We start from the raw sequence: 16,835 nt of genomic DNA, 5'->3' as shown, positions 1-16,835 counted from the left end.
CTCAACGGTCCCGCGGCGGCGCCGCGTCGTGCCGGCAGATCGCTCCGCAATGATAAGTCGCAAGCCGCGTCGCGACGCCCGGGCCGACCGACAACAGCGACTTCCGCACGATGCTCTTCGCGAGCCCCTTCAACCGCGACGAATGAAAAGCATGCACCGGCAGGCTGTGGTCCCAAGTGCCGAAGTCCTTGACCTTGAGCCCCACGGTCTCCAGCAGCAGCCGAAACGTATCGGGCGTGTAGAAATTGATATGGCCGATGTCGAGCGTCGATTGCAGCGCCCCGCGACTGGTCCGCGCGTGCAACTCGCAGGGCACCTCGACATAGATGAAGTCCCGCGAGACGCGAGCGAGCTCGTGCAGGAACGCGCGCGGCTCGGGCACGTGCTCCAGTACATGGCTGGCATAGACCAGGTCGAACGATCGGTCGGCGAACGGGATCGTCGCACCATCATAGCTCGACCAATGGAACGGGGCTGAAGCGGCGCCGTCGATCTCCAGATTGGTCGCGGGATCGATCACGTCGATGCCGGTGAAATCGCGGCCGACACCGATCGCCGACAGCCGCGCCAGCACCGCGCCGGTGCCGCAGCCGACCTCGAGCACGCTGCCGATCTTGGCGGCACAGGCGCCCAGCAAGCCGGCAATATGATCGGCCTTGTCGACCGCGCAGACGCGGCGCCAGTCGCGCTCCTGCGCGGAATAGACGCCCTCATAATGCGCGTTGTGTCGTCCGACGAGAAATTCCATCGTCATGGCCTAGCCCTCGCTTCGGGCGGCGTTCGGGCCGGCTCGTCGAGGCGGTCGTTCGATTTTCGTTCCAGATTGCGCCGTTCCGCCGGCGAGCGGCGATCGAGATCATATCCCATGTCGGCCATGGTCTTGGTCAGGATGTCGACGTTGCGTTGTGGAACGGCGGCAAGGCCGGCCAGCAGCTTTTCCCGGTGCACCCAGCCCGGCCCCTTCAGCAGATCGATCGCCTCGGTGTAGAGCTCGGTCTTCACCAGGCGCGCGAACTCGGCAACGACCTCGACCGAAAGATCAGGTGGCAGCGCATCGAACATGGCGAGCGCCATGGCGCTGCGCTTGACGACGATCCAGCCCTCATTCGGTCCGAGCCGGTAGGACATCCGCAGCAGGTCGAAGTTGGCGTCGCTCAAGCCCTGCCTGGTGTTGCGAAGCCAGAACAGCACCAGCCAGAGATAGGGATCGGCCGGCGCGCAGCCGAGCGACTTGCGGATCGCCGCATCGAGCTCGCCCATCCGGGCGTCGACCTGATCGCCGGATGCGAGCGCGTTCTCGGCAAGCCGCAGCCGGATCACCGCCGCGCTGCGATCGCTTGCAGGCTTGCAATCCGATGACGCGGCAGCGCGGGAGAGCACCGGCACGAGCGCCCCGAGTTCGGCATCGCTGACCGGGACGTTGCGCAGGATCAGGTCGCTGGCGCCATCCAGCCGGGCCTGGTCGACAAAGTCCGGCAAGGTGGTCGCGCCCCAGGCGACCGACGAGCACGCGACCACGGCCAGGAAGCCGCGCGCGAACCAGACGGCGGCACGCCGGGACATCGCATCGCGTGTCTCACTCGGTGTAGCCATATCGCCCATAGTGCGAGTTGTAATAGTAGTTCTTGCCGCCATAGCCGCTGTAGCGGCTCATCGCGGCGATGTCGGCCTTGTTGAGCACGACGCCGAGCAGGTTCTCGTTGACCGCGCGCGCACTGCGCAGCGCCCGCTCGACCACCTGCACCTGGGTCTTGCCCCATTCCACGATGAAGATGAAGGAATCGACGAAGTGCGCGGTGATGCGGACATCGACCACCGGCGTCAGCGGCGGGAAATCGACGATCACGTAATCATACTGGCTGCGGACCCCGTCGATGAAATCCTTCATCTGGTCGGAAGCCAGCACCTCGTGCGAATGTGCGATGCGCGACCGTGTGGCGCCCGGCAGGAAGGCCAGCCCCGTCTCCGGATCGCGCCACAGCACGTCCTGCAATGTCGCATTGCTCGACAGCACGTCGAGGATACCGCGCTCGGCATTGGCGGCGACCTTGCGGCTGAGCGAGGGATTGCGCAGGTCGCAATCGATCAGCAGCACGCGCGCCCCGCTCTGCGCCACCAGTTGCGCGAACACGAAGGCCAGCGTCGACTTGCCCTCGTTGGGCAGCGCCGAGGTCAGACCGAGGATCTTCGACTGCTTGGTGACGTTGAGGTCGGCATTGACCTTAATCGAGCGGATCGCTTCCGAGAACCGCGAGAACGGCGAATCGATCGCCGCCCACAGCACCGCCTCGTCGCCGCGCTGGATCGTGCGCAGGCCGACTGGCAAATTGGGGCGACCGGCCCTCGGAGGCTTGAGCTGGCCCGGCGCGACGCGGGGCACGATGGCGACGCAATCGGCGTCGAGGATGGTCTCGACCATCTCGGCGGTGCGGAACACCCGGTCGTAGAGATCGCGCAGCACGCCGAGCCCGAGGCCTGCGATCAGGCCGCCGAGCGCCGAGAGCGCCAGCACGACCAGGGTCTGCGGGTGGCTCTTGCTCAGGGGACGCGAGGCACGGGTGATCACCCGCGCCTCGCTGACCGGGAACGACTGCTGCTGCACGTTTTCCATGTAGCGCTGCAGGAAATTGTCATAGAGCGAGCGATAGGTCTGTGCCGAGCTCTCGAGCTCGCGCAGCGTGACCTGCGCCTGGTTGGTCGACTGCGATTGCGACACCGAATCGTTGACGGCGCGCTCGATCTCGTCCTGGCGCTGCAGGGCGATCGCATAGTCGCTCTTGTAGCTTTCGGCGAGCCGCTTCAGCTCGTCGATAATCGACGACTGGATCTCGCGCATCTGGTTGCGCAGGTTGACCGCGGCCAGATGATTGTAGCCATAACGCGACGACCAGTCGGCCTCGCGATTGGCAAGCTCCAGATATTGCGAGCGCAGCTTGGTGATGACCTGGTTGTTCAGGGTATCGGCGACCGTCGCATCGGGAACGCCGCCCTTCACGACCGCCTCGATGCGGTCGAGCTTGGCCTTGGCGTCGGTGACCTGCGACTTCACATGCAGCAGCTGGGTGTTGAGCTCGCCCAGTTGCTGCTCGTTGAGCAACTTGCCGCTGGAAGTGACGATATTGTTGGTCTTCTTGTAGTCGAGCACCGCGCGCTCGGCATTGGATGCCTGCGTACGCAGCTCCTGGATGCGGTCCTGCAACCAGACGCTGGCGCGGCGGGTCGCCTGGTACTTGGAATCGAGCTGGTCGACGATGTAGGCATCGGCGACGGCGTTGGCGATCTGCGCCGCGCGCTCCGGATCGAGCGAGCGGAAGCTGACCTCGATCACATAGGTCATGCCGCGGCGGCGGACGTCGAGCTGCTTCTGGAAGGTGCGGACTGCGCGCCGGGTCCGGTCGAACTCGTTGGGCGGCGCGCTGCCGGCGAACAGGCCGGTCACGAAATCCAGCACCGCTCCCGCCGCGCCGGCCTTGGAGCCGATGAATTCCGGGTCCTCGTTAAGCTTGAGGTCGCGGATCACCGTGAGCGCCACGTTCTCCGACTCCAGGATCTCGACCTGGCTCTCGACCGCGGAGGAATCGACGGGGACGTCGTTCGCCGGCGACTGCTGCTGGAACACCTGGAATTTGCGCGTGTCGATGATCATCGTGGCAAGCGCGGTGTAGCTCGGCGCCGCCGTCGCGAGATAACAGATGCCGCCGAACAGGCAAAGCCCGGCGGTACCGAGGATCACCCAGTACTGCCGCAGCAGATAGGTGACGAAGGCGTCGAAGGTTTCCGCCAGCGACGGCAGTTCGGCCGGACGATTTCTCAGATCGACAGTCGGCGGAATCTGGTTGCGCTGAAGCATCTCGTCCTATCGCCGCGCCGGCAGGATGGATCCTGCCCTCGCGCCCTCCAATAGCGCCGGGACGCGTCCCGACATCGAAGCGCATTGCTGCAGAGAGTTCTCCATCGGCAACCGCAAGCCCGCTCAGGGAGTCACTGTGGAAATGAGTGTGGTGCCCGTCGTGTTGCCCGAACTGCTGACCGACGAGGTGAAGCTGAAGATGCCGGTATTCACGCTGTTGCCGTTGATCGCCTCGAGCGTGCCGCCTCCGGCGCCGGTGGCGCCGATCGCGCTGGTCTGGCCGCCCGAAGCGCCGGCGCTGCCCGCGCCGCCGGCGCCGGTCGCTGCGGTGCCGGTATCACCCGACGCTGCGGCAAACGCCATCACGGTGTCGAGGTCCTTGGTGTCGGCGATCGCCTGCTGGATGCGCGTCGCGTAGGGCTGGTTGCTGCGCACCACGATGCGCGCGGCCTGGGCGAGACCGGCGGCGATCGCCGTCTTCTGATCCTTGCTTGCCTTGGCAAGCAGCGCGATCAGCGGATCGAGCGCAGTCGGATCGTTGACGGCGAAATCGCGTGCCCGCGAGGTCAGCTCCACGCCTGCGTTCGGAAACTGGGTCAGCAACTGCTCCGGATTGGCCTTGAAGCTCGTCACCGCCTGGGAGAGCTGGACCAGCCTGCCCGTCGTTTGCGCCATCACAGCGCCGCCGGGCGCCGCGAGCGCCAACATCACAAAAACCGCCAGGTGCGGGGCGGAAAAACCGCCGGATCGTTCAAATGTGAACATTTCTATCTCCCTAACGAATACTAACAGTTCGTTAGCATAGTCAGAGTTATCTCGCCAATTAAAACCCCTGCGCGGCACGACGCGCGAAATCAACGTTAACCGGCCGCCCCGGCCGTAACATGGCCGTCACGGTCGCCACGGGCACGGCCGGAGCGGAAGGATTGTGACAGGCCCGCCCCGAGCAAGGCGGCGATAACAACGGCATAGCCGGTGATCTGGAGCGAGAAATCGATCATCGAATGCAGCGCACCGGCAACCGACGCGCAGAGTGCTGCCAGCGGCACGATGACGTCGCGGCGGCGCGTCCGGACGCCATGCGCGAGCACGCCGAAGGCTGCGAGCAGCGCGATCATGACGGCGCCGGCCATTAACATTCCGCCGTCGGACGCGAGCTCGAGCCAGCTGTTGTGCGCCCGGTTCCAGGTCCCGCGCAGCGCGATGTCGTCGGTGCGATAGGCCGGATAGACCCATTCGAAGGATCCGAACCCGTCGCCGAGCCAAGGGTGGTCCCAGATCATCCGCAACGTCGCACGGTAGGTCGAGAACCGTCCCTCGTCCGACAGGCCCATCGTGCTGAAGCGCGCGCCGACGCCGCCGCCGAGCAGTTGGAGCAAGGCGAGTGCGACCAGGCTGCCGATGCCGAGCGCGACGATCAGGCCGTAACGGCGCGGCATCCGCTTGCGAAGCAGGATTGCGGCGCCGACGACCGCGGCCAGCAGCGAGATCCCCACCCCGCCGCGCGATCCGGTCAGAAACATTGCGAGCAGGCAAATGAGCCAGCCGACCCCATGGCCGGCAAGCCGGCGCCGCGCCGGCCTGTCGAAGCGCGCCAACAGACGTGGCAGGCTGCCCCGGCGCGACGGCCAATGCCGCTCGATCAGCTCGCAGCCGAACAGCAGCCAGATCAGGGCACAACACCCGTAATAGATGGCGGCGGTGTTGCGGTTGACGAACGGCGAGGTCAGCCACTCCAGATGCGCCTGCTTCTCGTGCAGCAGATAGATCCGGGTGGGATCGATCGCAAGAGTGACGATGCCGCAGATCGCATAGGCGAGGCCGGCGAGCGCCACCGCCCGCAACAAGCCGCGCGCCAGGATGCGATTGGCGCCGAGCACGACGCCGATGGCGAAACTGAGCAGGCAGACGATCGCAACACCGGCGGAATAGAACGGCAGATTGGTTGCGATCGCCACGACGGGCGGCAGCTCGGCCGGCAGCAATCGGCCGGCCTCCGCCCACAGCGCGTTCGGCGCCGAACCGAGCCAGGGCCGCACCGCCGATTGCTCGTGCAGCACCAGCATGGCGAGCGCCGTCAACAGCGCCGTCACCGCGAGGATCGCGAGCTGGTTGGCGCGCAGCGGCATCGGCAGTACCCCGAGCAGCGCGATGCCGAGCAGGATCGACCAGATCGCGGGCGCGACGGCGCCGACCGAGCCGAGCGGCAGCGGCGCCAGCGCGACGACGGCGCAGAACAACCACGACGACCAGCGCACCGGCCACGGCAATGCCGTCGCCTCGCCCGAGCCGGAAGCTAATCGCACAGGTGTCATGAAGCCGGCCGTGCCGGCTCACGCCCTAGTATCAGGGCGCAAGCTTGATCGAATTACGAAGTAAGGTTGCGTTGTAGGCGGCCACGATCGGATCGTTCGCCGTTGCGGTGACAAGGCGGATCTGCTGCATCAATTTGGCGTCCTCGACGGATGCCGCGTTCGACGCATAGAGCACGTCCTTGTTGCGCAACTGGAAACGCGTGGCCAGGAAATAGCCGGCCGGATCGCGGAAATTGATGTTGTAGACGACCGGGATGATCGGCCCCGAATATTTGCTGACGTCGACGCCGAGCTTGGCCGCCACTTCCGGCAGCTCGCCGCGATAGACGAACACCGAGGCCGGATCGGCCGAGGAATCGTTCAGACCGCCCGCCTTGGCGACCGCTTCGGCGAGCGAGATGCGCCAGGCTTCGAAATTGAATTGGCCCTGCGCGCCCGAGGCGCCGAAGGCGACGAAGGTCTGCGGCTCGCGGTAGACATAGATGGTATCGCCGGGATGCGCGTAGATGTTGCTCTTCGGCTCGTAGACCAGTTGGCCGAACGGCACGGTGGTGCGCTTGCCGTCGCGCTCCAGCATCACCCAGGTGTCGAACCCCTGCCCTTTCGGACCGCCGGCGCGGGTGATCGCATCGAGCACCCGCTCGCCCGCGGCGTTGGCGGGGAAGCGGTTCGGCGTATTGACCTCGCCGAGCACGGAGATCAGCGAGGTGCGCTGCTCGATCAGGGCGACCACGGCCTGCGGCTCGATCGCGCGATTCTTCAGCGCATCGACGATCGAGCGCTGCACTTCGGCCGGGGTGCGGTTCTTGGCGCGGATCGCGCCGGCATAGGGCACCGAGATGTTGCCGTCGGTATCGACGTTCTGGTTCGGCAGCGTGATGTAGTTGCCGGGGCGCACGCCGGCCTCGACCGGAATGAACAGACCGCCGGCGGCGGCCTCGAAGATCGTGACGCTGACGACGTCGCCGATGCCGAAATGGATGTCCTTGGGCGGCGGGCCCTGGATGCCGCCGGCGAGTTGCGGCGCGAACGACGCCAGCACGTTCTCGACCTGCGGCGTGATCTTCACCATCGCATACGGCAGGCTTTCCGCGTCCTTCTGCCCGGCAAGGACATCAGAACTGGTCGGACCGTTGGTCGGCATGTAATGGCAACCGCCGACCCATCCGGCGGCCGCAAGCAATAACATCACCCGAATGAAATTCGTACGCGACATTCAAAAATACTCCGGCCGTGCCGTAACACGCCGATTATCATAATCACAAGGTTCCGCGATATATTGCGATGCAATTGATAAAGAATGTTAGCAAGGTGCGGCAATTCGGCGACACCGGCGCATCGCCGTGCGACAAAGACCGGCGCGACGTCACTCCGGCTTTGATTTTGTGTGATGCTCCAGCTATCTGTGAATGAGATAGTTTGCGTTAACCGATTGAGGGGTCGATGGCCCGCATGAAGTCCCTGACGATTGCCTTGGGAATTACCTTGGGAATTTCCTTCGGAATTTCCTTGGGAACGGTCGCCTTCCTGGTTGGCGGCTCAAGCGCTTTTGCCGCCGAATTGAGCGTCTATAAAGCCCCGCGCGCCGTCGAGCGGGCCAGCGGCAATTGCCAGCGGCTGCAATATTGTCACGGCGATATCTGCCAGTGGAAGCGGGTGTGCTGGCACGGCTGTCCCGACCGTTATTCGTGCGCCCCGCTCTACGGCGCCTATGGGCCGTATGGCGGCCGCGATTATTGGGCGGCCTATAGCTATGGCGACCTCCGCCCGTTCTGAATGTTAGTTGATTAACATAACCGCCGGCCTGCGAACGCAGATGCCGCATCTGACGGTTTTCCGAGCATCGGATTAACCCCGGCTTAGCACCCGGCCCGCTAGGATGCGGGCGCAGGGTTTGGTTATGTTATTTGTTTTCCTCGGCAATTTGATTGGCGGCGCCGCGCTCGGGCTACGCCAGCACTGTCTGGCGCTGGCACCGGTGGCGCTTGCGGAGCTCGCGCTGCTCGCCGTGATCGGCGGCGCATGGTCAGAGACCCTGCTGTGCATGGTCGTCGCGATGGTGGCGCTGCAAGGCGGCTATCTCGCGAGCAGCTTCGCGCCGCTGGTCTGGTCGCGCCGGTTTCGCAGCTCGACGCCGCTGCTCGCGCTGCGCCGCCCGCAATAACGCCGCATAACGCTGCCTCATTGGGCGCGACCGATTCCCATTGACCTCGCGGCAAGCCCGGGGCATCCCGCTGCCTCGCGTTCTCATCCTCCGCAGGAACAACCTTCTCAGGATTTGCCCTTCTCGTGTGGAACGTCACGGCTTTCATCTGCATCCTGATCGGCGCGTCGATTCCATTCGGCTTGATCGACGGATCGCTCGCCACCGGTCTGGTCGGTGCCGCAACGTCGCTCGGACTGCTGGCAAGCCTGACGGCGATCCGTCCCGGCGAACTGTCGTTCCTGAAATCGGTCGCCGGCCCGGCGATGGCTGCGGCGCTGCTGCCGATGCTCTGGATCATCCTGCAGATGCTGCCGCTGCCGACGCTGGCGAATCCGGTGTGGAAGTTCGCCGGCGAGACGCTCGGCGCATCGCTGACCGGCAGCGTCACGATCGATACCGGCGCAAGCCTTGGCGCGCTGCTGGTCTGGCTGTCATTTCTGTCCGTGATGATCGCCGCCGCGGCGATCGCGATCGATGCCCGCCGCGCCGACAGGGTGGCTCGCAGCATCGCCGCGACGGCGGCGGTCGCGGGCCTGATCCTGCTATCGGACAGCGATCCGCTGAAAACCTGGCTCGGCGCGGCCAGCGCCGCGCGCGATGCGACGGCAAACGGCTTTTTGCTCGTCGTTCTCGCCGGCGTCCCGCTCGGCCTGGCGCGCGCACTCGATGGCGGCGGCGGGCACGGCGATGGCCGCACGCAGGCGCGGTTGGCGCAGCTGCGCTGGCTGCTTGCCGCGAGCACCCTGCTGTGCGTCATCTGCGCCTGCTGGTACGGCCGTCGCGGCGCCGCGATCGCGCTCGCTGCCGGCATCGCGCTCGTGCTGATGACGTTCGCCGCGAGAAAACTTCATTTGCATCGCTGGAGCAGCGCTGCTGCGGCGGCCGCGATCGCGCTGATCGCACTGGCGACGGCGGTCGCCAACCGTCATCCGGATGTCCCGCTTGCCATTGCCTTCACGGAGGCGCCGGCCGAGCTCGTGCAATCGACGCTAAATCTGCTCGGCGACCTGCCCGCGCTCGGCAGCGGCGCCGGCACCACGGCGATGCTGGCGTCGACCTACATGGACTGGCAAGGCGCAACCACGCGGCCGGTGGTGGCAACCAGCGCGGCCGCCTTGATCGCGCAGTTCGGTTCCGCCATGTTCTGGACGTTACTCGCGGTTACGGTCGCAGCCATCGCGGCATTCACGGCCGGCGCGCGCAATCGCGGCCGTGACTGGTCTTATTCCGCGGCGGCCGCGGCCGTATTGCTGACGCTGGCGCTCGCCGCCTTCACCTTGCCGGAATTGCCGGCGTTGCCCGGAGTGATCGTGTTGGGAGCCGTGATCGGAACAGGACTTGCCCAGCGCATCAGCCGTCCACGGCTGCGGGCGGGCTAGACGGCAGATGCGCAGCCTCCTCCGGCGTCTTGTCGGCCAGACCGGCGGCCTCGACCATGACGAGGGCGACGAGAGCTGCATCTATGCCGTCGGCGATATCCATGGCCATGCCGACCTGCTGCAGGAGATCTGCGCCCGCATTGATGCCGACATCCGCAAGTCGCGGCCGGCGCGGCCGATCCAGGTGTTTCTCGGCGACTACATCGATCGCGGACCGGACTCGCGCGACGTGATCGCCATGCTCGAGCAGCGCCGCCGCACCCGCAGCATGATCTGCCTGCTCGGCAATCACGAAGCCTGCCTGCTGGAGTTTCTCGTCAATCCCGACATGCTGGCGCAATGGCGGCAGTTCGGCGGCCTGCAAACGCTGATGTCCTACGGGCTGTCGCCCTCGCCCAATCCCGATGCCGCGGAGCGGCGGGCGCTGGCCCGGCAATTGGTTCGCCAAATGCCGCCGGCGCATCTCGCCTTCCTCCGCTCGCTGCCGATCTGCTACGTGCACAGCCGCTACTTCTTCGTGCATGCCGGCGTCAGGCCCGGCGTCGCGCTCAACCAGCAGCGCAAGGAAGACCTGCTCTGGATCCGCGATGACTTCCTGCTGTCGGAAGAAGATTTCGGCAAGGTCGTGGTCCATGGCCACACGCCGGTGCATGAGGCCGAGCTGCTGCACAACCGCATCAATGTCGACACCGGCGCCTATGCAACCGGCCGCCTGACCTGCGTCAAGCTGGAGGGACCGCGGCGAACCCTGCTGACGACCGGCGACCGCCTGACGCGCCAAGGTTCACGCCAAGGCAAACACGAAGGCTCGCACAATGGCTGATACGCTGCAGCGGTATGCGCGGCTGTTGTCGCCGGCTTTCAGGCCGGCGACAACAGCGATCGGTGCGTTGACGCTGGCGTTGTCGGCGTGGTGGCTCGCCGCCGATGCATTGCGCGTCAAGCCGTCGCTTGCGGCCTATATCGGCGCGGTCAGGAGCGAGCTGTGGCTGCGTGACGGCTGGAGCGAATTGCAGCCATCTCCCGAGGCGGCCGAAGCCGCCTTCACGCGCGCGCTTCGGCTCTCGCCGATGGATTCCGGCGCCTGGTTCGGCCTCGCCTCGGCGACCGGGCGGTTCGACTGGCTGAAGCCGACCGCGTCGAAGGCGTTGAAGATGTCCTATTACACGGGCTTCAACCGCAGCGACTTGATCGCGCCGCGCCTGATCCTGCTGGCGCAGGTCGACACCGCGCGCGACGTGGAGCTGGTCGATCTGCTGCAGCGGCAAATACGCCTGATCCTGACCCGCGCGCCGGAGCTGAAGGGCGCGATCGGCCAAGCCTATCGGGTCGCATCCGATGCCAACCGGCGCATCATCGAGGCAGAATTCAAGGATGCCAACCAGAGCATTCCGGAGTAACGCATCGACAAGGGACGCCTGCCCCGTCAGATACCCTTGTGCCGCAGCACCGCGCCGATCGTGCGGAGCAGGATGCGCAGGTCGAGCATGAAGCTCCAGCTCTTGATGTAGATCAGGTCGTGCGCGACGCGCAGCTGCATGTCCTCGATCGCAGGCGTCGCACCGCGCAGTCCCTGCACCTGGGCGAGGCCCGTGATGCCGGGCTTGACGTGCTGGCGCTGCGCATAGCTTGCGATCAGCTTCGAATATTTGTCGTCATGCGCCAGCGCGTGCGGCCGCGGCCCGACCAGCGACATGTCGCCGCGCAGCACGTTCACCAGTTGCGGCAGCTCGTCGATGCTGCGCCGGCGCAGCGTCGCGCCGATCCCGGTCAGCCGCGGATCGTTCGGCCGCGCCTGGGTGATGACGTCGCCATCCTCGAGCACATGCATCGAACGAAATTTGAGGATATAAAACTGCTTGCCGTCGAACCCGTTGCGGCGCTGCCGGAACAGGATCGGCCCCCGGGAGTCGAGCTTGATCGCAATCGCCGTTCCGATCAGAAGCGGCGCGAACAGCACCAAGAGGCCGCTGGAGGCCACGATGTCGAACAGGCGCTTGCCGGCACGCTCGAGCGAGGTGAGCGGCGAGCGCTGCATTTCCAACGTCGGTATCGGGCCGGTCGCCACCATCCGCAGCGCCAGGAACCGTTCCGCCGTCCGATCCGGCAGCAACCGCACCGGCAACGGCGACGCCCGCAGCTGATCGCACACGAACTGGATGCGCGGCTCCTGCTGCCAGGGCATCGCCAGGATGATCTCGTCGGCGCCGCATTCGCGCGCCGCGCGAATGGCCGACGCGACGGCCGCGCGATCGGCGTCGTGGTCGGACTGGCCGGACAGCTGAACCCGCCGCACCTCGCTGAGGCCGAAGTCGCGCAGCAGGCTCGATTGCCGCACACGCGACAATTCGTCCGCCATCCCGACCACGACCGCACGGCGCGTCGCCAGCATGCCGCGGTCGATCGCGCGTTGCAGCGGCGCTTGCAGCAGCATGCGTCCACCCACCAGACCAAGGCCGCCGATCAGACCGAACGACAGCACCGATCCGCGCGAGACGCCGGAGCCGACCTTCAAGAGGAAGATGATCAGGGTCATCAGCAGCACGACCAGCAGCCAGCCGCCGAGCAGGCTGCTCCAGCGCCGGTCGAGGCCGGCCAGCACCTGCGGGTTATAGAGGCCCTGCGACTTCGCCACGAACATGTGAAGGATGGCGGCGAGGACCCCGATCCCTAGAAAACCCTCGAAGCTGTTGCTATAAATCGTGTGGTAGTAAAACAGATGATAGGCCGCGCCGCCGATGATGCTGGACAGCACGACGATGACCATCTCGAAAGCGACGGCAAACGCTTCGAGCGAGGCAAAAGCGAACGAGAAGGCGCCGAAGTTAACCGGTACCTTCGCTAATCGAGCGTCCGAAAGGTCGGTCATCGGGAATTAACATTCGTGTTAACAATTCATATGTTTAATATCAGGCAGGTCGTGAGCTCGCAAGACCTGCCGGCAATCTCAGGCAGAGAGCATCGATGAGTTCATCGACTGGCGAAACCGAAGCCGCGCTTGTGGCCCTCCTTCACTTGATCCGCCTGATGGGCGCCGAACTCGTCGCAGGTCAACATCGCGACGACGTCGAGGTGCTCGTCAAGGCAGTCGAAACAAAGCTGCGATCGGCCCGCTTTCCGGCCGAAATGCCGAATCAGGACATCGTCAATGGCCTGGACCTCGCACAGGCCAGGCTGCGACCGATCCTCGAAGAGCTGCGCGCACGCTCGGAAAAGGCGCATCTGAGCGACCAGCTGCTGCTGGCGCCCAGGCCCTCGCGAATCCACTAGCGGATCAGCCTGTCGTCAGCTCTGAACTTCACCACGGCGGGGCAAACCGCTCCCGCCGCTGGATCTGAGCGCAAGCTTCTCCTCGATCTTCATTTTTTCGAGCAGCAGATCGGTCACGATCCGGCGCAGCCGTTCATTTTCCAGCCGCAATTCGTCAATACGGTTGCGCGCAGGGGGGATCCCATCTCGATCTTCGGAGTGAGCGGCGAATTCGGTAACAGTACCATTCGCCTGGTGACCGCGCGCGGCCTCCTGCTTGCGCCAGCGGTGAAATGTCATCACGCTAACGCCCAGCACCTTGCACGCTTGGGCTTGTGACTGCCCCCGCGCCATGAGTTCCTCGGCCTGTTTGACCTTGGAAGTGATCTCCTCAGTAGAATGACGCCTCATTGGTCATCTCATTGCCCCCTAGATTGGCAATAATCGCATGGCCTATAAGCTATGTAAATGCAACAGGAAATTCAAATTGAGGATTCCCCGGGGGTCTTTCGGGAGCCTCAAGCTTGCCATCGGCAGCGACGCATTGTGCGAAGAAACGCCGAAGCTGCAAGGTACTTACCGAGATATTTGCGCAATATTCCCCCTCAGCAAGCGGCCGAGAAAAAAAGTTATACTACTTTTGGGGTATGAGAATTTGATCTGGATAACTGGCGCACTGTTTGCATTCCCCAATGAGAAGTAAATGAGAACATCCGATCGGTCCGTCGACAGATTGTGAGTGCACCATGTTCCCTTGTGATAGCACCGCCGCCGGTCAAGTAAGGATTTCACAAAACTCTAACAAACTAATCCCGCAGCTTTCGCGCCCGATAGCTTGCGGTCACGCACGTGCGGAAGTAGTTACTAAGACGTTAGGTGTCGTGAGGGTTTCAACATATTTGAGCATTATTTTCGCGAGACCTAACACTCATAGCTCGATCCACGATTTGTCAATTAAACGCTTTCCCACCCGAGGCCATCCGGCGGACCCACGACCGCCCGACAATCCGCGAACTATTCTGTGCTGACGCCAGTCAGAGCCAGTCTCTGATCACCACTTTTGCGAGGATCGACACTATGGCGCGTCTCAAGGTCTTCGAGGGGAACCAATCCACGTCCGGCGAGGCGACCGACGCGCTGGAGCGCCTGGTCGCAGAGAATTCGGAGCTTCGGCATACCGCCGTCGAGTTGGTCTTGCAGACCTGGATCCTGCGCGAGCGCCTGTCCGATGTCGTGACGCACAAGCCTGTGCGGCAGGAACACTGACCGCTCCTCCCCTTTGACTGCAATCCTTCGTAGCAAATATCCGCCAACTCGCCCCACCGAGTGGCGGGGCGGAGCACTCTTCAATTCAAAATTGATGTTTTCACAGCACGCGCGCCAGCATCCTCGCCGGATTGGCTTGGATGTGGCCGCAAATTCTGCTCGGTGGGAGGCTGACGACTTCAGCTGTGAATCCGGCGCAGCGCGACGCGCGGAGTATTCTGCTCACGGGACATGCCGAACGAACGCGACGAACCCGGGCGCTCGTGGATTTCACGTAGCTCGGCGATATCAAGCATCAGCGCAACGACTTCGTTGCGCAACGATTGATTGGTCGCCAGCAATGCTTCTTCGATCGGCTGATGCAAATGTTGAATCTTGTGCTGCTTCATGGCGCGCCCTCGCTCTGCGGTTAAGGGTATGAGCGATGTGATTGAAGTTTCGATGACAGGGTTATTCCGCGCACATGCAATGCGGTTAATGGGGCAGGTTTGCGACAAACACGGCTCCGCGTTAAATTTTCTCCATCAGGTTCCACAACCTGATCGCGAAGCGCTCGATCGATGGCCTGAATGTGTCGCAGAGGTGCGACGGCCGCGGCGGCGATAAGGCGCACAGCCAGACAACGCAACTCAGCGAAGATCGGGAGTTCGAGCAAGCGCATGAAATTGCTTGGCGAACATCGATAAGCTCCGTGGCTTGAGCTGCTCAACGCGCGTCGGCCGGGGATCACAATATCGCCGCGTTACGGCGGAGGCTCGATGAGGACCGCTCAGCCGCGCACAAGATATTCCACCAAGCCTGCCCTATCGACGCAAAATCTGCTATCCCCACGCATCAAGGCTCGCAGAGTGTTGCGACCGGTTGCGAATGTTGAAGCGGTGCCTGGCGGCCCGATCCCGTTCTGAGCGATGCGACGAAATGTTTTCGCGCGCGATAGCCGGGGCAGGCGCGATATTCGCCTCCACCGAATGCAAGCACGGTAGCTCTATTCTAATTCAAATCGAGCGGAGCGATGCGTCCGGTTTGCATGGCGAGCGGGCGCGCATTCATGCTTTTGCCGCTTCATTCTACATGCTTTGCACGATCACCAGGCAAACAGCTGAGCGCCACGAATCGCCATAAGCATCGCTAATCCGGAATGCGCATCGCGACGCGTGTTATTTCGAATTCGGAGGCGTGTCGTCGTCCATCTTGCCGCCATTGGCGACGCACTTGCTGAAATAGTCCCGCTGGGCCTTCGCACCACCCTTGGCGCTGCCGGAGGCCGGATTGCCGGGCTGAAGCGGCGGGAATGCCTTCGCCACCAAGGCATCGCAAGCGCGTGCCACTTTGACGTCGATCGCGTGCGCCGGAACGATGATGCCGGAGATGATGATCACGGCGTGAGCGATTGCAAAATCGATGATAACTCTCATGACCAAACTCCGTTCCACGCCGAACCAACTTTTATCGCGCCCGGATTCGGCAGGAGCACTAGGTCCGATCGACGTCGTGATAGTCCCGGTACCAGGCGACAAACCTGGTGATGCCGTCCTCGATCCGCGTCCGCGGGCGAAAGCCGATTTCGCGCTCGAGGTCGGAGACGTCGGCTGACGTCTCCAGGACATCCCCAGGCTGCATCGGCAGCAACTGCTTGTCGGCCTGCCGGCCGAAGCCCTGCTCGAGCAGCGTCACCACATGCATCAGTTCTTCCGGCCTCGAGTTGCCGATATTGTACACCCGCCAGGGCGCTTTGCTCGATCCGGGATCGGGGTGCGCGCCCGACCAGCCGGCGTCGCCTTCGGGCGGACGGCCGACCAGCCGCACCATCGCCTCGACCACGTCATCCACATAGGTGAAGTCGCGCCGCATATTGCCGTTGTTGAACAGCTGGATCGGCTTTCCCTGCGTGATCGCGTCCGCGAACGCATAGAGCGCCATGTCCGGCCGATACCACGTCCCATAAACGGTGAAGAACCGCAGTCCGGTCGTCGGAATGCGATAGAGGTGGCTGTAGGAATGGGCGATCAGCTCGTTGGCCTTCTTGGTCGCGGCGTACAGGCTGACCGGATGATCGACATTGTCGTGGGTCGAGAACGGCAGCTTGGTGTTGGCGCCGTAGACCGACGACGAGGACGCAAACAGCAGGTGCTTGCAGGCGGTATGCCGGCAGCCCTCGAGGACATTGAGGAAGCCCTCGAGATTGGAATCCACGTAGGCGTGCGGGTTCTGCAGGGAATAGCGCACGCCGGCCTGCGCGGCGAGATGCACCACCACCTCGAAGCGATAACGCTCGAACAGCGCCTTCATCCCGGCGCGATCGGCAAGGTCGAGCTCGACGAAGGTGAAGCCGGGGTGCTGCTTGAGCAGATCGAGCCGCGCGCGCTTCAGCGCCGGGTCATAATAATGGTTCAGATTGTCGATGCCGATGACCGGCTGCCCTGCCCGCAGCAGATGCTCCGCCAGATGGAAGCCGATAAAGCCGGCGCAGCCGGTGACGAGTAGAGTGCCTGCGATCACCACGTCCTGCCTGTGTCTTTCGCCTTGCGCCGGAGCCGCCGACGACATCAGGCGCGGCCGCAGCTTTCGCT

Annotated in this window: 18 protein-coding genes; 7 read left to right on the top strand and 11 right to left on the bottom strand. The window is 64.0% G+C overall.

Annotation, left to right across the window (positions count from 1 at the left end; translation table 11 throughout):
• Position 1: 1 nt before the first annotated feature.
• The 6 genes from ACVMB0_RS21110 to ACVMB0_RS21085 all read right to left on the bottom strand — a co-directional run bounded on the left by ACVMB0_RS21110 (position 2) and on the right by ACVMB0_RS21085 (position 7,381).
• A complete protein-coding gene (locus ACVMB0_RS21110; protein WP_461347540.1) occupies positions 2-754 on the bottom strand; it encodes a class I SAM-dependent methyltransferase in 753 nt (250 codons plus the stop codon).
• Positions 751-1,563, bottom strand: a complete 813-nt coding sequence (locus tag ACVMB0_RS21105) for a hypothetical protein (protein WP_461347539.1) — start codon at positions 1,561-1,563, stop codon at positions 751-753. The genes ACVMB0_RS21110 and ACVMB0_RS21105 overlap by 4 nt, the downstream gene beginning before the upstream one ends.
• Before the next feature lie 13 nt (positions 1,564-1,576).
• Positions 1,577-3,850 carry a polysaccharide biosynthesis tyrosine autokinase gene (locus ACVMB0_RS21100; RefSeq protein ID WP_461347538.1) on the bottom strand — a complete coding sequence of 758 codons (2,274 nt, stop codon included), beginning with the start codon at positions 3,848-3,850 and terminating at the stop codon, positions 1,577-1,579.
• Positions 3,851-3,973: 123 nt separating this feature from the next.
• Positions 3,974-4,615: a hypothetical protein gene (locus ACVMB0_RS21095; protein ID WP_461347537.1), complete on the bottom strand. Its 642-nt coding sequence runs from the start codon at positions 4,613-4,615 to the stop codon at positions 3,974-3,976.
• Between the two features lie 95 nt (positions 4,616-4,710).
• Complete coding sequence (locus tag ACVMB0_RS21090) at positions 4,711-6,165, bottom strand: O-antigen ligase family protein (protein ID WP_461347536.1); 1,455 nt, start codon at positions 6,163-6,165, stop codon at positions 4,711-4,713.
• A gap of 31 nt (positions 6,166-6,196) precedes the next feature.
• Positions 6,197-7,381, bottom strand: coding sequence for a polysaccharide biosynthesis/export family protein (locus ACVMB0_RS21085; RefSeq protein ID WP_461347535.1), 1,185 nt, complete (start codon positions 7,379-7,381; stop codon positions 6,197-6,199).
• Between the two features lie 227 nt (positions 7,382-7,608).
• On the opposite strand from ACVMB0_RS21085, the gene ACVMB0_RS21080 reads away from it, so the two are divergent.
• From ACVMB0_RS21080 to ACVMB0_RS21060, 5 genes are all read left to right on the top strand, one after another.
• Positions 7,609-7,941: a hypothetical protein gene (locus ACVMB0_RS21080; protein ID WP_461347534.1), complete on the top strand. Its 333-nt coding sequence runs from the start codon at positions 7,609-7,611 to the stop codon at positions 7,939-7,941.
• Between the two features lie 124 nt (positions 7,942-8,065).
• Positions 8,066-8,329, top strand: coding sequence for a hypothetical protein (locus ACVMB0_RS21075; RefSeq protein WP_461347533.1), 264 nt, complete (start codon positions 8,066-8,068; stop codon positions 8,327-8,329).
• 125 nt (positions 8,330-8,454) lie between these two features.
• Positions 8,455-9,750 (top strand): hypothetical protein, encoded by a 1,296-nt coding sequence (locus ACVMB0_RS21070; RefSeq protein WP_461347532.1) that lies wholly within the window; start codon positions 8,455-8,457, stop codon positions 9,748-9,750.
• Positions 9,751-9,757: 7 nt separating this feature from the next.
• Positions 9,758-10,573 carry a metallophosphoesterase family protein gene (locus tag ACVMB0_RS21065; protein ID WP_461347531.1) on the top strand — a complete coding sequence of 272 codons (816 nt, stop codon included), beginning with the start codon at positions 9,758-9,760 and terminating at the stop codon, positions 10,571-10,573.
• Positions 10,566-11,150 carry a hypothetical protein gene (locus ACVMB0_RS21060; protein ID WP_461347530.1) on the top strand — a complete coding sequence of 195 codons (585 nt, stop codon included), beginning with the start codon at positions 10,566-10,568 and terminating at the stop codon, positions 11,148-11,150. Before ACVMB0_RS21065 ends, ACVMB0_RS21060 begins: the two co-directional genes overlap by 8 nt.
• Before the next feature lie 26 nt (positions 11,151-11,176).
• On the opposite strand, the gene ACVMB0_RS21055 is transcribed toward ACVMB0_RS21060, so the two are convergent.
• A complete protein-coding gene (locus tag ACVMB0_RS21055; protein ID WP_461347529.1) occupies positions 11,177-12,619 on the bottom strand; it encodes an undecaprenyl-phosphate glucose phosphotransferase in 1,443 nt (480 codons plus the stop codon).
• Between the two features lie 158 nt (positions 12,620-12,777).
• Between ACVMB0_RS21055 and ACVMB0_RS21050 the strand changes: the two genes are divergently transcribed.
• Entirely contained in the window at positions 12,778-13,020 is a 243-nt protein-coding gene (locus ACVMB0_RS21050; protein WP_461347528.1) for a hypothetical protein, read from the top strand.
• 15 nt (positions 13,021-13,035) lie between these two features.
• Here ACVMB0_RS21050 and ACVMB0_RS21045 read toward each other — a convergent pair whose 3' ends face one another.
• Complete coding sequence (locus ACVMB0_RS21045; RefSeq protein ID WP_456755774.1) at positions 13,036-13,410, bottom strand: transposase; 375 nt, start codon at positions 13,408-13,410, stop codon at positions 13,036-13,038.
• A 666-nt stretch (positions 13,411-14,076) separates the two neighbouring features.
• On the opposite strand from ACVMB0_RS21045, the gene ACVMB0_RS21040 reads away from it, so the two are divergent.
• Positions 14,077-14,265, top strand: a complete 189-nt coding sequence (locus ACVMB0_RS21040; RefSeq protein WP_461347527.1) for a hypothetical protein — start codon at positions 14,077-14,079, stop codon at positions 14,263-14,265.
• Positions 14,266-14,444: 179 nt separating this feature from the next.
• Here the strand turns inward: ACVMB0_RS21040 and ACVMB0_RS21035 are convergent, their stop codons facing one another.
• From ACVMB0_RS21035 to ACVMB0_RS21025, 3 genes are all read right to left on the bottom strand, one after another.
• A complete protein-coding gene (locus ACVMB0_RS21035; RefSeq protein ID WP_461347526.1) occupies positions 14,445-14,654 on the bottom strand; it encodes a hypothetical protein in 210 nt (69 codons plus the stop codon).
• Between the two features lie 768 nt (positions 14,655-15,422).
• Entirely contained in the window at positions 15,423-15,680 is a 258-nt protein-coding gene (locus ACVMB0_RS21030) for a hypothetical protein (RefSeq protein WP_461347525.1), read from the bottom strand.
• 58 nt (positions 15,681-15,738) lie between these two features.
• Positions 15,739-16,812, bottom strand: a complete 1,074-nt coding sequence (locus ACVMB0_RS21025) for an NAD-dependent epimerase (protein ID WP_461347524.1) — start codon at positions 16,810-16,812, stop codon at positions 15,739-15,741.
• Positions 16,813-16,835 lie beyond the last annotated feature (23 nt).

The organism is Bradyrhizobium sp. USDA 4451, from assembly GCF_054822585.1.
Note: the sequence above shows the minus strand (reverse complement) of the source record. Positions and strands in the feature narration are given on the sequence as shown.

What these genes read in the sequence shown, in the direction of transcription:
- ACVMB0_RS21085 (WP_461347535.1), bottom strand. Translation starts at nt 7,381, where the DNA reads ATGTCGCGTACGAATTTCATTCGGGTGATGTTATTGCTTGCGGCCGCC.
- ACVMB0_RS21080 (WP_461347534.1), top strand. Translation starts at nt 7,609, where the DNA reads ATGGCCCGCATGAAGTCCCTGACGATTGCCTTGGGAATTACCTTGGGA.
- ACVMB0_RS21025 (WP_461347524.1), bottom strand. Translation starts at nt 16,812, where the DNA reads ATGTCGTCGGCGGCTCCGGCGCAAGGCGAAAGACACAGGCAGGACGTG.
- ACVMB0_RS21075 (WP_461347533.1), top strand. Translation starts at nt 8,066, where the DNA reads ATGTTATTTGTTTTCCTCGGCAATTTGATTGGCGGCGCCGCGCTCGGG.
- ACVMB0_RS21055 (WP_461347529.1), bottom strand. Translation starts at nt 12,619, where the DNA reads ATGACCGACCTTTCGGACGCTCGATTAGCGAAGGTACCGGTTAACTTC.
- ACVMB0_RS21040 (WP_461347527.1), top strand. Translation starts at nt 14,077, where the DNA reads ATGGCGCGTCTCAAGGTCTTCGAGGGGAACCAATCCACGTCCGGCGAG.
- ACVMB0_RS21030 (WP_461347525.1), bottom strand. Translation starts at nt 15,680, where the DNA reads ATGAGAGTTATCATCGATTTTGCAATCGCTCACGCCGTGATCATCATC.
- ACVMB0_RS21110 (WP_461347540.1), bottom strand. Translation starts at nt 754, where the DNA reads ATGACGATGGAATTTCTCGTCGGACGACACAACGCGCATTATGAGGGC.
- ACVMB0_RS21090 (WP_461347536.1), bottom strand. Translation starts at nt 6,165, where the DNA reads ATGACACCTGTGCGATTAGCTTCCGGCTCGGGCGAGGCGACGGCATTG.
- ACVMB0_RS21050 (WP_461347528.1), top strand. Translation starts at nt 12,778, where the DNA reads ATGGGCGCCGAACTCGTCGCAGGTCAACATCGCGACGACGTCGAGGTG.
- ACVMB0_RS21100 (WP_461347538.1), bottom strand. Translation starts at nt 3,850, where the DNA reads ATGCTTCAGCGCAACCAGATTCCGCCGACTGTCGATCTGAGAAATCGT.
- ACVMB0_RS21045 (WP_456755774.1), bottom strand. Translation starts at nt 13,410, where the DNA reads ATGAGGCGTCATTCTACTGAGGAGATCACTTCCAAGGTCAAACAGGCC.
- ACVMB0_RS21065 (WP_461347531.1), top strand. Translation starts at nt 9,758, where the DNA reads ATGCGCAGCCTCCTCCGGCGTCTTGTCGGCCAGACCGGCGGCCTCGAC.
- ACVMB0_RS21035 (WP_461347526.1), bottom strand. Translation starts at nt 14,654, where the DNA reads ATGAAGCAGCACAAGATTCAACATTTGCATCAGCCGATCGAAGAAGCA.
- ACVMB0_RS21105 (WP_461347539.1), bottom strand. Translation starts at nt 1,563, where the DNA reads ATGTCCCGGCGTGCCGCCGTCTGGTTCGCGCGCGGCTTCCTGGCCGTG.
- ACVMB0_RS21060 (WP_461347530.1), top strand. Translation starts at nt 10,566, where the DNA reads ATGGCTGATACGCTGCAGCGGTATGCGCGGCTGTTGTCGCCGGCTTTC.
- ACVMB0_RS21095 (WP_461347537.1), bottom strand. Translation starts at nt 4,615, where the DNA reads ATGTTCACATTTGAACGATCCGGCGGTTTTTCCGCCCCGCACCTGGCG.